The 14,152-nt window shown below is 66.2% G+C and carries 10 protein-coding genes; 8 read left to right on the forward strand and 2 right to left on the reverse strand.

Going from position 1 to position 14,152, the window contains the following annotated elements:
* The first annotated feature begins 24 nt into the window (after positions 1-24).
* On the forward strand, positions 25-549 hold the full coding sequence (locus OU800_RS12730; protein WP_268177648.1) for a DUF4142 domain-containing protein: 525 nt from the start codon (positions 25-27) through the stop codon (positions 547-549).
* A gap of 127 nt (positions 550-676) precedes the next feature.
* Here the strand turns inward: OU800_RS12730 and OU800_RS12735 are convergent, their stop codons facing one another.
* Positions 677-1,159, reverse strand: coding sequence for a CinA family protein (locus OU800_RS12735; RefSeq protein ID WP_268177649.1), 483 nt, complete (start codon positions 1,157-1,159; stop codon positions 677-679).
* A 523-nt stretch (positions 1,160-1,682) separates the two neighbouring features.
* Here OU800_RS12735 and glgA point away from each other — a divergent pair.
* Genes glgA through glgX form a run of 6 tightly spaced genes read left to right on the forward strand, consistent with a single transcriptional unit; the run spans position 1,683 to position 12,165 of the window.
* Positions 1,683-3,218 carry a glycogen synthase GlgA gene (glgA, locus tag OU800_RS12740; RefSeq protein ID WP_268177650.1) on the forward strand — a complete coding sequence of 512 codons (1,536 nt, stop codon included), beginning with the start codon at positions 1,683-1,685 and terminating at the stop codon, positions 3,216-3,218.
* Positions 3,218-4,972 (forward strand): malto-oligosyltrehalose trehalohydrolase, encoded by a 1,755-nt coding sequence (treZ, locus tag OU800_RS12745; protein WP_268177651.1) that lies wholly within the window; start codon positions 3,218-3,220, stop codon positions 4,970-4,972. The genes glgA and treZ overlap by 1 nt, the downstream gene beginning before the upstream one ends.
* Positions 4,969-7,023 (forward strand): 4-alpha-glucanotransferase, encoded by a 2,055-nt coding sequence (gene malQ / locus OU800_RS12750; RefSeq protein ID WP_268177652.1) that lies wholly within the window; start codon positions 4,969-4,971, stop codon positions 7,021-7,023. Before treZ ends, malQ begins: the two co-directional genes overlap by 4 nt.
* Positions 7,016-9,766: a malto-oligosyltrehalose synthase gene (locus OU800_RS12755; protein WP_268177653.1), complete on the forward strand. Its 2,751-nt coding sequence runs from the start codon at positions 7,016-7,018 to the stop codon at positions 9,764-9,766. The genes malQ and OU800_RS12755 overlap by 8 nt, the downstream gene beginning before the upstream one ends.
* Before the next feature lie 10 nt (positions 9,767-9,776).
* Positions 9,777-10,040 (forward strand): DUF2934 domain-containing protein, encoded by a 264-nt coding sequence (locus tag OU800_RS12760; protein ID WP_268177654.1) that lies wholly within the window; start codon positions 9,777-9,779, stop codon positions 10,038-10,040.
* A 10-nt stretch (positions 10,041-10,050) separates the two neighbouring features.
* Positions 10,051-12,165 (forward strand): glycogen debranching protein GlgX, encoded by a 2,115-nt coding sequence (glgX, locus tag OU800_RS12765; RefSeq protein ID WP_268177655.1) that lies wholly within the window; start codon positions 10,051-10,053, stop codon positions 12,163-12,165.
* A gap of 111 nt (positions 12,166-12,276) precedes the next feature.
* Here glgX and OU800_RS12770 read toward each other — a convergent pair whose 3' ends face one another.
* Positions 12,277-13,086, reverse strand: coding sequence for a sulfite exporter TauE/SafE family protein (locus OU800_RS12770; protein WP_268177656.1), 810 nt, complete (start codon positions 13,084-13,086; stop codon positions 12,277-12,279).
* Between the two features lie 107 nt (positions 13,087-13,193).
* Here OU800_RS12770 and OU800_RS12775 point away from each other — a divergent pair, with 107 nt between their 5' ends.
* The gene (locus OU800_RS12775; RefSeq protein ID WP_268184308.1) at positions 13,194-13,976 is read left to right on the forward strand and encodes an AraC family transcriptional regulator; all 783 of its coding nucleotides are present in this window, start codon (positions 13,194-13,196) and stop codon (positions 13,974-13,976) included.
* The last annotated feature ends 176 nt before the right edge of the window (positions 13,977-14,152 follow it).

The raw sequence follows: 14,152 nt of genomic DNA on the forward strand, positions 1-14,152 counted from the left end.
TGCATAAACACAGGAGAAACGACCATGCGTCCATTCAAACCACTGAGCTTGCTGGCCCTCCTCGCTCTGGCCCTGTTTGCCGTTGGTAGCCTGCAGGCTGCCGATCAGGTCGAGGCGATCGACACCGAGGACTTCGTCGAGGAAGCCTCGGCCAAAGGCATCGCCGAGATCGAGGCGGCCAAGCTGGCGTTGGAAAAAGCCCGTAGCGAAGACGTCAAGGGCTTCGCCCAGATGATGATCGACGACCACGGTCGGGCCAATCAGCAGCTCAAGGAACTGGCCCAGCGCAAGAACCTGGACGTGTCCGACGATGCCGAGCTGATGAACAAGGCCAAGGCCATGGTGTTGAAGATGCGTGACGAGGACAGCTTCGACAAGGCCTACATGAACAACCAGGTCGCCGCCCACCAGGAGACCATCGAGCTGTTCAAGCGTGGCGTGAACGTGGAGGATCAGGACATCGCCGCCTTCGCCCGGGAAACCCTGCCCAAGCTCGAGAAGCACCTGGAGCGGGCTCAGCGCATCAACGGTGAACTGCCCGAGAACTGATCCTGAACGGTGACTGGCTCGCCTTCCTGTCCTGGCCGGCACGCGGTGCTACTGGCGGCAGGTCTGGCGAGCCTTTTCGTGACCATCCTGCCCTTTGCCCATGCAGGCAGTTTTTCAACGTCCTGGCTCAGGTAGCACGCAGGCGCTCGTAGTAATACGGCAGTTGCAGCAGGGCGTAGCGCGCCGTTGCCGCACGCACCTCGTTGCGCTCGCCGCTGAACTGCAGCGTTTCGCTGACGATGCCTTCGTGCTGGTGCAGGCGGATGGCGCAAGCGATGCATTGCAAGCCATCGCGCTCGTCCTCGGCTTCGGCCAGCCCGGTATTGGCCAGGGCGATGTCGGCGTTGCTGCGTTGCAGCATGCCCAGGGCCATTTCCCGCGCCACTTCTTCACTGGTCAGCCCGTAGCGCTCGATGGTCTGCGCCGATATGCCGAGGCAGCGCTGCTTGGCCTCGGGCGAATAGACCACGAAGCCGCAGTCGAGCACCGCGCCGCTGCCGGGCACATCCGCCACCATGGCGGCGATCAGCCCGGCGGTGCAGGATTCCGCCGTGCTCAGGCGCAGCTTGTACTTGCGCAGAAAATTCACCACCTGCTCGACACTGTCCATCAGGCGTTCTCCTCGGTTGTGCTGGCTTGCCTAGTGGAAGCCGGTGCCGGTGGCAAAGTTCAACCTTTCGGGGTGTGTGATTGACGCTGGCGGGGGACTTCTTGGGTATTTTTGGTGTTCGGGACGCCGCTGCGGTGTTTTCTGAAACTCCGGGTTTGGCCCTCACGGGCGAAACCAAAAACATCAGCAAAAACGCGGCAATTCGGAACAAGCAACGAAGGTGTCGGCTACTTTTCCGGCAAAGCCCGAAAGCGACTCGCCTGAGGAGGCGAACCCCGGAATATCTGACACACCGCAATGGCGTCCAGAAACCCCAACGAAGCCCCCAAACTCGCTAGCCCACCACCAAGCCCATTCACCCTCAATCCCCAGCGCCCCACGCAAAAAAAGGTCGAACCTTTATCCGCCGTGCCCCGTCAGCAAAAGAGTGTGGGATGCGCCCTCTTCCGGGCTTTCCGAGATCCCACGCACCTGCCATCGGCAGGTCAAGGATCGTCTACACACCCGAACGATGGAGAAAGACATGGCAAGCGCTGCAGCCCCCGCCCGACTACAACCCGAGCCCCACCTTCCGGCAGCCGCCAAATCGCCACTGCGCATGCAGAGCCAGCATCCACAGCGCAAGCGCGTACTGTTCGTCACCTCCGAGTTCGCTGACCTGGTCAAATGCGGCGGCCTCGGCGATGTCTCCGCTGCACTGCCACGGGCACTGTCGCCCCAGCACGACATCCGCATCCTCATCCCGGGCTACCGCCAGGTGCTCGAGAGCGGTCGGCCCATTCGTATCGTCGGCCAGATGCCGGGCCTGGCGGCCCTGCCGCCGTGCCGCATCGGGCGCATGGATCTGGCGGATGGCTTGATCGTCTACGTGCTGCTCAACGCCGAGCTGTACGACCGCGAAGGCACCCCCTACGTCGACCCACAGGGCCATGACTGGGCCGACAACCACATCCGCTTCGCCCGCCTGGGCCTGGCGGCGGCCGAGATGGCCGCCGGCAATGCCGATATCCAGTGGCGACCGGAACTGGTGCATGCCAATGATTGGCCCGCGGCCATGGCACCGGCCTACATGGCCTGGCAGCAGGTCAAGGTTCCGACACTGCTCACCGTGCATAATCTGGCCTATCAGGGCCTGTGCGACATGGCCTGCAGCAGCGAGCTGGCGGTTCCCATGGAGGCCTGCGGCATGGACGGCATGGAATTCCATGGCCGGCTGTCGTTTCTCAAGGCCGGTATCGCCTATTGCAGCCATGTCACCACGGTCAGCCGGCGCTACGCCTTGGAGATCACCACCGAGCGGCTCGGCTGCGGGCTCCACGGCATGCTGCGCCGCAAGATGGCGAGCGGCCAGTTGAGCGGTATCGTCAACGGCATCGACGAAAGCTGGCAGCCACAGGGCGACCCGCACCTGGTGCAAGGCTTCGCCCCGCGCGACTGGGCCGGCAAACAGGCCAATGCCGAGCATGTGGCGCAGTGGCTGGGGCTCGAAGGCAATGGGCCGCTGTTCGCGGTGGTCTCGCGCATGGTGCAGCAGAAAGGCATCGACCTGACCCTGGCGGTGGCCGAGCATATCGTCGCTCATGGTGGCCGCATCGCCGCCATCGGCCTGGGCGAGCCGGCCCTGGAAGCCGCCATGGCTGACCTGGGCCGACGTCATCCCGGACGCATCGGCGTGCACATCGGCTTCACCGAGGGCGCGGCGCGGCGCATCTATGCCGGCAGCGACTTCTTGCTCATGCCCTCGCGCTTCGAGCCTTGCGGCCTCAGCCAGATGTATGCCCAGCGTTACGCCTCGCTGCCCATCGCCCGGCGCACCGGCGGTCTGGCCGACACCATCGACGATGGTGTCAGCGGCTTTCTCTTCGACGAAGCCGAGGTGGAGGATTACCGCGCGGCCATCGACCGCGCCCTGCAGGTGCATGCCCACCCCGAACTGCTGGAGGCGATGCGTTGCCGGGCCATGCAAGCCCCCCTGTACTGGCAGCAGGCGGTGCAGCCCTATGACCGCCTCTACCAACGCCTGCTGAGCCACACCCATGCGCGCCGGGAAGCGTGCTGATGTTCAGTCACGGAGCCCGGCCCGTGGCCGATGGTCGGGTGCGCTTCGCCCTCTGGGCACCGAGCGCGCAGCAGGTGGATCTGGAGCTGCAAGGTGGCGAGCTCTGGCCGATGGTGGCGCAGAGCGAAGGCTGGTACGTGCTGCTGTTCGACTGCCCGGTGGGCACGGCCTACCGCTACCGCATCGACGGCCAGTGGTCGGTGCCGGATCCGGCCTCGCGCCAACAGCTCACCGATGTGCATGGCTTCAGCCTGGTGGTCGACCATGCCACCCACGACTGGGCACATCCCGAGTGGCAGGGCCGGCCCTGGCACGAGACCGTGCTCTACGAGCTGCATGTCGGTCTGTTCGGCGGTTACCAGGGTGTGATCGAACACCTGCCGCACCTGGCGGATCTGGGCGTGAGCGCAGTGCAGCTAATGCCGTTGAACGCCTTTTCCGGCACGCGCAACTGGGGCTACGACGGCGTGCTGCCCTTCGCCCCGGCCAATGCCTATGGCACGCCCGAGCAGCTCAAGCAATTGATCGACGCCGCCCACGCCCTGGGCCTGATGGTGTTCGTCGACGTGGTCTACAACCACTTCGGCCCGGACGGCAACTACCTGGGCCTGTATGCGCGGCAGTTCTTCCATGAAGAGCGCATCACCCCCTGGGGTGCGGCCATCGATTTCGACCGCCCCCAGGTGCGTGACTTCTTCTGCGAGAACGCCCTGATGTGGCTGCTGGACTATCGCGTCGACGGCCTGCGCTTCGATGCCGTGCATGCCATCGACAACAGCGGTTTTCTCCGCGAGCTGGCCGCCCGCGTGCACGCGGCACTGCCCGCGCAGCGCCAGGTGCATCTGGTGCTGGAGAACGAGCACAACGCCGCGCACCTGTTGCGCGACGGCTTCGATGGGCAATGGAACGACGACGGCCATAACACCCTGCACGTGCTGCTCACCGGCGAGAACGAAAGCTACTACGCCGACTACGCCCAGGCGCCGACGCAAAAGCTGGCCACCCTGCTGGAGCAGGGTTTCGTCTACCAGGGCCAGGCCAACCGCCAGGGCCGCGCGCGTGGCGAGCCCAGCGCCGACCTGCCGCCGCATGCCTTCGTGCTGTTCCTGCAGAACCACGACCAGGTGGGCAACCGCGCCTTCGGCGAGCGCTTGACGCTGCTGGCCGATGCCGATGCGCTGAAGGCCGCCACCGTGCTGCTGTTGCTGTGCCCCATGGTGCCGCTGCTGTTCATGGGTGAGGAATGGGGCTGCACGCGCCCTTTCCTGTTCTTCACCGATTATCACGACGAGCTGGCCAATGCCGTGCGTGAGGGGCGGCGCAATGAATTCGCCGAGTTTTCCCAGTTCAGCGCCGGGCATGCCCGCGAGGCCATCGCCGACCCCAATGCCCTGGCCAGCTTCCAGCGTTCGCAGCCGGATCTGGCGCCGGCGCTGGAACCTGAACAGCGCGACTGGCTGGCGTTCTACCGAGGCCTGCTGCAGGTGCGCCGCACGCGCCTGCAGCCGGGCTTGCAGGAGGCGCGTAGCCTCGGTGCCCAGGTACTGGGGGACGGCGCGGTGCTGGCCCGCTGGCGCCTGGGGCACGGCCCGGCGTTGACCATCGCCCTCAACCTGGGCAGCAGCGCCGTGCACCTGCCCGCTTCCGATTCCCGCGCCGAACGCCTCTACACCTGGCGTATCGACGACGCCGATCTGCGCCAGGAGCAGCTACCCGCACACAGCGCCCTGGTCACCCTGGAGCCCGCCCAATGAGCGATCAATTACTGGCCGAACTGGCCCAGGCCGCCGACCTGAGCATCGACTGGGTCGATGCCCATGGCCAGGCGCAACGCGTCACCCCCGAAGCGCAACGCACCCTGCTGGAGGCGCTCGGTTATCCAGCGCAGAGCCCCGAACAATTGCGGGCCAGCCTGGCCGCTCTGGTGCAACAGCGCCATGTGCCGGAAGACGCCGCGCTGCTGTTCCAGGATCAGGGCCAGCCGCTGACCCTGACCCTGTACCCGGCCGACAGCCCCTATCGGCTGACCGACGAGCAGGGCAATACCAGCGAAGGCCGGCTGGACGCCAATGGCCATCTGCCTGCGCACCACCAGCCCGGCTACTACCAACTGGAGATCCGCGACACCCAGCACCGCCTGGCCGTGGCCCCGGCTACCTGCCTGTCGGTGCAGGAGCTGTGCGGCAAGCCGCGCATCTGGGGGCTCGCCGTCCAGCTCTACGGCCTGCGCCGCGAGGGCGATGGTGGTCTGGGCGACACCCAGGCCGTGGCCGATCTGGCCCGGCATGCCGCCGACCAGGGTGCCGATGCCCTGGCCCTGAGCCCGGTGCACGCGCCGTTCGGCGCCGAGGTGCAGCGCTTCGGCCCCTACTCCCCTTCCAGCCGTCTGTTCTTCAACAGCCTGTATGCCGCACCAGCCATGCTGCTGGGCCAGGAGCGCGTCGACCGCGCCATCCAGCGTGCCGGCCTGGCGGCGGAAATGGCACGCCTGCAAGCCCTGGAACTGATCGACTGGCCCGCCGTGGCCACGGCCCGGCAACGCCTGCTACGCCAGCTCTATGCGGATTTCCGCGAGGCGCCTGGCGAACTGCTGGGGCGGTTCGAGGCCTTCTGTCAGCAGGCCGGCGAGCCCTTGCAACAGCATTGCTGCTTCGAGGCCATCCATGCCCAGCGCCTGCGCGAGGGGGCCAGCGGCGACTGGCGCACCTGGCCCGAGGCCCTGCGCAGCCCCACCCAGGGCGCGGTGATCCGCTTCACCATGGAGCATGCCGACGAACTGCGCTTCCAGGCCTTCTGTCAGTGGTTGATCGCCCATGGCCTGGAATGCGCTCAGGCCACCGCCAGTGGCGCCGGCATGGGCATCGGCCTGATCGCCGACCTGGCGGTAGGCGCCGATTGCGCCGGCAGCCAGGCCTGGTCGCGCCAGGCCGAGCTATTGCCCTCGGTCACCGTCGGCGCGCCGCCGGATATCCTCAGCCGCCAGGGGCAGAACTGGGGCGTGGCCGCCTTCTCGCCGCAGGGGCTGCGTCAGCATGGTTTTCGCGCCTACATCGAGATGCTCCAGGCCAACCTGGCCCATGCCGGTGGCATTCGCATCGACCATGTCATGGGCCTGCAACGCCTGTGGGTGATCCCCGAGGGCGCCGAGCCGCTGCAGGGCGCCTACCTGCGCTACCCGCTGGACGACCTGCTGCGCCTTTTGGCTCTGGAGTCACACCGCCACCGTGCGCTGGTCATCGGCGAAGACCTCGGCACGGTGCCCGAAGGCCTGCGCGACAAGCTTGCCGCGCGCAATATTCTCGGCACCCGGGTGTTGCTGTTCGAGCAGGACGACCTGGGTTTCGTGCCCGCGCCGCGCTGGCCGGACAACGCCCTGGCCACCACCACCACCCACGACCTGCCGACCATCAAGGGCTGGCTCGCCGGTCGCGACCTGGAATGGCGGGTGCGCGCCGGGCATCGCGACGCCAGTTTGTTGGAGGCCGATCATGCCGAACGGGCCGGCGAGCGCGTGGCCCTGCGCCAGTTGCTGGAGCACCAGGGCATGGCTGTCGGTCTGGACGACGACGCCAGCCTGCTGGCCTGCATCGAGCACATCGGCCGTACCCCGGCGCCACTGGCCCTGTTGCCGCTGGAGGACGTCTGCGGCCTGGAGCAGCAGCCCAACCTGCCCGGCCCCGGCGACCTGCACCCGAACTGGCGACGGCGCTACCCACTGGCGGTGAACGAACTGCTGGAGCAGCCGGCCGCCCGCCAGCGCCTGGCGACTCTGGACAAGGCACGCCGGGAGGCCAGCGATGACTGAACTACGCGCCACTCAGCGCCTGCAACTGCACAAGGGCTTCACCCTGCACGATGCGGCCACCCAGGTGCCTTATCTGGCGCGGCTGGGCATCAGCCACCTGTACGCCTCGCCGATTCTCACCGCACGGCCGGGCTCGCAGCACGGCTATGACGTCATCGACCCGAACCGGGTCAACCCCGAGCTGGGTGGCGAAGCGGCACTGGAGCAGCTAGTGGCCTGTCTGCGTGAGCACGGCATGGGGCTGATCCTGGATATCGTGCCCAATCACATGGCCGTCGGCGGCGATGGCAACCCCTGGTGGCTGGACGTGCTGGAATGGGGCCAGGCCAGCCCCTACGCGGCCTTCTTCGACATCCAGTGGCAATCCCACGACCCGCTGCTCAGCGGCCAGTTGCTGGTGCCCTTCCTGCGCAGCGATTACGGCGAGGCCCTGCGCGACGGCACCCTGGAACTGGTCTTCGAGGCCGACAGCGGGCGCATCCATGCGCGCCATTTCGAGCATCGCCTGCCGCTGACGCCACCCAGCTACGGCTGGATCCTGCGTGCCAGCGAGGACCCGGTCCTGCGCGAGCTGGGTCAGCGCTTCGCGCGCCTGCGCAGCGATGCCGCCGGCCGCGCCGAGGCCCGGCGCCTGTGCGCCGAACTGGCCAGCCAGGCGCAGCAGGTGCCAGCGTTGCTCGCGCGCTTCCAGGGCCGCGACGAGGCCAGCCAGCAGCGCCTGCACCAGTTGCTCGAACGCCAGCATTACCGCGTCGCCAGTTGGCGCACCGCCGCCGACGACATCAACTGGCGACGCTTCTTCGACATCAACGAACTGGGCGCCCTGCGCGTCGAGCGCCTGGAGGTGTTCGAGCAGACCCATGCCAAGGTCTTCGAGCTGATCGAGCGCGGCCTGATCGACGGGTTGCGCCTGGATCACATCGACGGCCTGGCCAACCCACGGGCCTATTGCAGCCGCCTGCGCCGGCGCGTCACGCGGTTGCGCGGCGATGCGCACTTCCCCATCTTCGTGGAGAAGATTCTCGGCACCGGCGAGCAACTGCCGGAGCAATGGCCAGTGGATGGCAGCACGGGCTACGAATTCATGAATCAGGTGTCGCTGCTGCAGCACGACCCGCATGGTGAGCTGCCACTGGCGACCCTGTGGCAACAGCTCAGCGGACGCCCTGCGGCGTTCGCCGAAGAAGTGTTGCAGGCACGCCGCCTGGTGCTGGACGGCTCGCTGGCCGGTGATCTGGAGGAAGTGGCCCAGCGCCTGCTGCAGGTGGCGCGCCACGACATCGCCACCCGCGACCTGACCTTGGGGGCGATCCGCCGGGCCTTGCGTGAGCTGATCGTGCATTTTCCGGTGTACCGCACCTATGCCCAGGCCTGCGGCCGCTCGCTACAGGATCAGCAATTCTTCCAGCAGGCCCTGGACGGCGCGCGACAAACCCTGGCCGAAGCCGACTGGCCCTTGCTCGCGCACCTCGACGACTGGCTCGGTGGTGCTCGCCTGCGCCAGTTGCCCCCTGGTCGAGCGCGGCGCCTGCGCGCCCAGGCGCTGACGCGCTTCCAGCAACTGACCTCGCCAGTGGCGGCCAAGGCGGTCGAGGACACCGCCCTGTACCGCGCCGGGGTGCTGCTGTCGCGCTATGACGTGGGCTTCGATGCCGAGCATTTCAGCGCCAGTGTCGAGCAGTTCCACCAGGCCTGCGCGGAGCGCGCGGCTCGTCATCCGCTCAATCTGCTGGCCACTGCCACCCATGATCACAAGCGCGGCGAGGATTGCCGCGCCCGCCTGGCAGTGCTCAGCGAACGCGCCTCCTGGTACGCCGAACGCGTGCGCCACTGGCAGCAACTCGCCCAGCCACTGCACCTGAGCCAGATACGGCCGGTACCGGACGGCGGCGAAGAGGCCATCCTCTACCAGGCGTTGCTCGGCAGTTGGCCGCTGTCGCTCGAGGCGGACGACGCAGCCGGCCTCGACGCCTACCTGCAGCGCCTGCTCGGCTGGCAACGCAAGGCCCTGCGCGAAGCCAAGCTCAACAGCACCTGGAGCGCGCCGAACGATGAGCACGAGGCCGCCTGCGCGGACTTCCTGCGGCGCCTGCTGTGCGAACCCACGGGGCTGGCCATGCGCCGGGAGTTGGTCAGCGCCGTTGCCGCCGTGGCGCCGGCCGGTGCGCTGAACAGCCTGGTGCAATGCCTGCTGCGCATGACCACGCCGGGCGTGCCCGACCTGTATCAGGGCTGCGAATTCTGGGACTTCAGCCTGGTCGACCCGGACAACCGCCGGCCGGTGGATTTCGCCGCGCTCTCGGCCGCCCTGCAGGCCGAGGATGGCCCGGCCAGCAAGTTGCAGAGCTGGCAGGACGGGCGCATCAAGCAATGGCTGATCCAGCGCGTGCTCGGCCTGCGCGCCGCGCAGCCGCAACTGTTCGCCGAGGGTCACTACCGGCCACTGGGCATCAAGGGAGAACAGGCGGGCCACGCGCTGGCCTTCCTGCGCAGCCTGGGCAACCAACACCTGCTGGTGATCGTGCCGCGCCTAGCTGCCGGGCTGCTGGGCGAGCACCCCTTGCCGCACGTCCCCGCGCAGCGCTGGGGCGACACCCGGGTGGTGCTGCCTGGCGATCTGCAGGTCTGCCAGGTCGAAGGCCTGCTGGCCCCATGCGCTGCGGGCGATGGGCGCTGCATCGCCCTGAGCGCCGCGCTGGCCGAGTGCCCCGTCAATCTGCTTCGTCTTACCCCACGGTCATAGGAGTCACCTCATGAACATCGATGAACAGCGCATCCGCGAATTCGCCTTCCAGATCTGGGAATCCGAAGGCCGGCCAGAGGGGCAGCACGAACGGCACTGGCGCATGGCCTGCAAGCTGGCCGAGGCGGAGACGGCCGCCGTCCCTGCTGCGCCGGCCAAGCCCAAGCCACGGCGCATCAGCAAGCCCAAGACGGTGCCGCTCGAGGAGCCCGAAAAGCCGGCCCTGCTGAAGAAACCGCGCGCGCCGCGCACCCCGAAAACGCCGAAAGCCTGAGGTGGCCCACATGCGCAAGACTCAGCGCTCACGCATCAGCGAAGGCAGCCCTTTTCCGCTCGGTGCCAGTTGGGATGGCCTGGGGGTCAATTTCGCCCTGTTCTCCGCCCACGCCACGCGAGTGGAACTGTGCCTGTTCGACGAACAGGGCGAGAAGGAAATCGAACGCATCGAGCTGCCCGAATACACCGACGAGATCTGGCATGGCTACCTGCCCGATGCCCGCCCAGGCCAGGTCTACGGCTACCGCGTGTACGGCCCTTACGAGCCGGAGGCCGGGCACCGCTTCAACCCCAACAAGCTGCTGATCGACCCCTATGCCAAGCAACTGGTGGGCAAGTTGCAATGGTCCGAAGCCCTGTTCGGCTACACCATCGGCGACCCGGACGGCGACCTGAGTTTCGACGAGCGCGACAGCGCCCCCTTCGTGCCCAAGAGCAAGGTGATCGACCCGGCCTTCACCTGGGGCGAGCAGCCACGCATCCGCATCCCCTGGGAACGCACGGTGCTCTACGAAACCCATCTGCGCGGCATCAGCATGCGCCATCCGGCCGTGCCGGAGCGCCATCGCGGCACCTGCGCCGGGCTGACCCACCCCGAGCTGCTGCGGCACATCCGCGAGCTGGGCGTGTCCAGCGTCGAGCTGCTGCCGGTGCATGCCTTCGTCAACGACCAGCACCTGCTGGAAAAGGGCATGAGCAACTACTGGGGCTACAACAGCATCGGCTTCTTCGCGCCGCACCCGGCCTACCTGGCCAGCGGGCGCATCAGCGAGTTCAAGGAGATGGTGGCGCACCTGCATGATGCCGGCCTGGAGCTGATCCTCGACGTGGTCTACAACCACACCGCCGAGGGCAACGAACGCGGCCCGACCCTGAGCATGCGCGGCATCGACAACGCCAGCTACTACCGCCTGATGCCGGACGAACGGCGTTACTACATCAACGACTCCGGCACCGGCAACACCCTGGATCTGAGCCACCCCTGCGTGCTGCGCATGGTCACCGACTCGCTGCGCTACTGGGCCACGGAGATGCGCGTGGATGGCTTTCGCTTCGACCTGGCGTCGATCCTTGGTCGCCATCCGCACGGCTTCGACGAACGCCACGCCTTTCTCGTCGCCTGCCGCCAGGATCCGGTGCTGAGCAAGGTCAAGCTGATCGCCGAGCCCTGGGACTGCGGCCCCGGTGGTTATCAGGTGGGCGGCTTCCCACCGGGCTGGGCGGAGTGGAACGACAAGTTCCGCGACAATCTGCGCGCCTACTGGAAGGGGGATCGCGGCGAGCTGGCCGAACTGGCCAGCCGCCTCACCGCCTCGGGCGACCTGTACAACCAGCGCGGCCGGCGGCCCTTCGCCTCGGTCAACTTCATCACCGCGCACGACGGTTTCACCCTGCGCGACGTGGTGTCCTACGACCACAAGCACAACGAGGCCAACGACGAGAACAACCAGGACGGCACCGACAGGAACCTGTCGTGGAACCATGGCTGCGAAGGCGCCACCGACGACCCCGCCATACGTAGCCTGCGCGTGCAGCAGATGCGCAACCTGCTGGCCACCCTGATGTTCGCCCAGGGCACGCCGATGCTGCTGGCCGGCGACGAGTTCGGTCGCACCCAGCATGGCAACAACAACGCCTATTGTCAGGACAACGAACTGAGCTGGGTGGACTGGAGCCTCGACGATGAAGGCCGTGCTCTGCTGGCCTTCGCTCAGCACCTGATCGCCCTGCGCCACAACTACCCGATCCTGCGTCGTCAGCGTTTTCTGGTCGGCCATTACAACGAGGAGCTGGACGTCAAGGACGTCACCTGGCTGGCCCCCGACGGCGAGGAGATGACCGAGCAGCACTGGCACGACGAGGAAGCCCGCTGCATGGGCATGCTCATGGACGGCCGCGCACAGCCGTCTGGGCTCAAGCGCAGCGGCGCCGACGCCACCCTGCTGCTGTTGCTCAACGCAGGGCACGAGCCATGCGAGTTTCAGCTCCCTGAGGTCAATGGCGGGCGCCATTGGTTGTGTTTGGTCGATACCCACAGCGGGCAGACCCGGCCCTCGCCGGTGCAGTTCGAGGCGGTGGAGTTGGCAGGAAGGTCGTTGCAGTTGTTGGAGTTGCAGAGGTGATTGGCAGAATGGGGTGTTTTTCTCGTTTGGGTGTGTTTTCGCCCCTGTGTCCTCGACTGCAAGAGCCAAAGAACCGCACCACAAAACAGGCATCTGCCAAGCAAGCAATGCTCAACGCACAAAAACCATCACTAGCAGCACCATGCTCAGCAATAGCAGGTACACCCTGGCATGAAGACGGTCAGGAATGCGCCCAATCCAGGTCGACGCCAAGCGGATACCGAGCCATGAGCCCACGGCAAGTGCCAGCAAGGCACGCAGGTCCACATAACCGGCATACCAGCCCCCTAACGCTGGATGATTTGCCGACAGCAACACATACGTCGCGGTGCCACTCACCGCCATGGGCAACGACAACGGATTGGCCATGGCAGTGGCCGCCGTCATGCTCGCGCCTCTACGGCGCATGAGCGGTACGGTCATCACGCTGCCGCCTACGCCCAGCAAAGCGGCCACTGCACCAATCAATGTCCCCGTCATCGCCGTTACCCCACGCCCCATAGGGCACACCTCACTCCCCGCCTGGCGCAGAAAACCGGGCCGCAGAACACCATCCGCAATCGTGATGCCCAGATAGCCGATAAACGCCCAGCGCACCCACTCGCCACTCAACGACACAGCAGCCGCCGCGCCCAGCACAGCGCCCACGGCGATATAGCCCACCAGCGGACGCACCAAATGCCACTGCACGGTCTGCCGTTGGTGGTGGCGCCATGTGGACAGGGAAGCAGCAAACACCATCAACGCCGTCGAGGTGGCCACTGCAATATGCATGGCTGCCTGACCGATACCACTATCCGGCCCATGGACGGCAATCAGCAGGGTATACAGCAAGGGAACTACCACGAACCCGCCACCGAAACCGAACAATACGGTGGTCACTCCCGCCCCCACGCCACAAAGCAGCAATACGCTATACACCGGCACGCTCCTGATGAAACCAAACAGCAGGGACTATATGCTGGCGAGGTTTGGCCGACATTCGTCATTCGGACAACCATCAACGCGTTTCAGCCAGGTTCACGCTAATGCTCAATACGCTCCTGTCAGAGGTGGATCACGTTGCACGTCCCGTGGTGGCCATCGGCACTGACTACCGCCCCGGCACCCTCCTCGACTTTCATACCCATCGCCGTGCCCAGTTTCTTTATGGGATGACAGGTCTTATGGAAGTCGACACGGATGACGGTACCTGGATGGTGCCCCCCTATAGCGGCGTCTGGCTACCTTCGGGCAAGCGCCATCAGGTACGCATGAACGGGGTGAGCACCCGCAGCCTGTATATCGAGCCCCACGTTGCGCCACGTACTTCGCGCAACTGTGAGGTGCTGGTCGTGACGCCTCTCCTGCATCACTTGCTGCTGGCTTCCGCCCACATCCCCGCGCTCTATGAAGAAAACGGCCGCGACGGTGCCCTGGCTCAACTACTTCTATACGAACTGGAACAGGCTCAGGCCCTGCCACTATTTGCGCCACTGCCCCATGACCTTGCACTTGCCAGCCTGTGCAGAGAGTTTCTCGGCCAGCCGAGCATTCACACTCTTCCGGAGGAGTGGGCGCAGCAGTTGCATTGCAGCCAGCGCACCTTCAATCGCCTGTTCCGTCAGCAGACCGGACTCTCCTTTGGTGTATGGCGCCAACAGGCCTGCCTGATGGCGGCTATTCCCAGGCTACTCTCGGGCAGTCCCGTTACCCAAACCGCGCTGGAACTCGGCTATGACAGCCCAGCTGCTTTCTCCAGCATGTTTCGCAAGGTACTCGGCCAATCTCCAACGGCCTTCATTCGGGCGGCGAGTCGCCAAAAGGAATAACGACCTCAACATAGCGGCGTCCAGAAACCCAATATAGAGCCCCCAGCCTGCCCCCTCCGAAGCCCCCCAAAAAATACCCTGAACCCTGTTTTCCCCCACCCACTCGAACAGTAAAGGCCTGGGGGCTGGCCTGCGGCCATGTAGCGTCCCCAGCGATAACCCATGCGCGCCGGCCC

The organism is Pseudomonas sp. GOM7, assembly GCF_026723825.1.
Lineage (GTDB): Bacteria > Pseudomonadota > Gammaproteobacteria > Pseudomonadales > Pseudomonadaceae > Aquipseudomonas.

Coding starts and splice junctions, on each gene's coding strand:
- glgX (WP_268177655.1), top strand. CDS start 10,051: ATGCGCAAGACTCAGCGCTCACGCATCAGCGAAGGCAGCCCTTTTCCG.
- OU800_RS12760 (WP_268177654.1), top strand. CDS start 9,777: ATGAACATCGATGAACAGCGCATCCGCGAATTCGCCTTCCAGATCTGG.
- malQ (WP_268177652.1), top strand. CDS start 4,969: ATGAGCGATCAATTACTGGCCGAACTGGCCCAGGCCGCCGACCTGAGC.
- treZ (WP_268177651.1), top strand. CDS start 3,218: ATGTTCAGTCACGGAGCCCGGCCCGTGGCCGATGGTCGGGTGCGCTTC.
- OU800_RS12730 (WP_268177648.1), top strand. CDS start 25: ATGCGTCCATTCAAACCACTGAGCTTGCTGGCCCTCCTCGCTCTGGCC.
- OU800_RS12735 (WP_268177649.1), bottom strand. CDS start 1,159: ATGGACAGTGTCGAGCAGGTGGTGAATTTTCTGCGCAAGTACAAGCTG.
- OU800_RS12775 (WP_268184308.1), top strand. CDS start 13,194: ATGCTCAATACGCTCCTGTCAGAGGTGGATCACGTTGCACGTCCCGTG.
- OU800_RS12755 (WP_268177653.1), top strand. CDS start 7,016: ATGACTGAACTACGCGCCACTCAGCGCCTGCAACTGCACAAGGGCTTC.
- glgA (WP_268177650.1), top strand. CDS start 1,683: ATGGCAAGCGCTGCAGCCCCCGCCCGACTACAACCCGAGCCCCACCTT.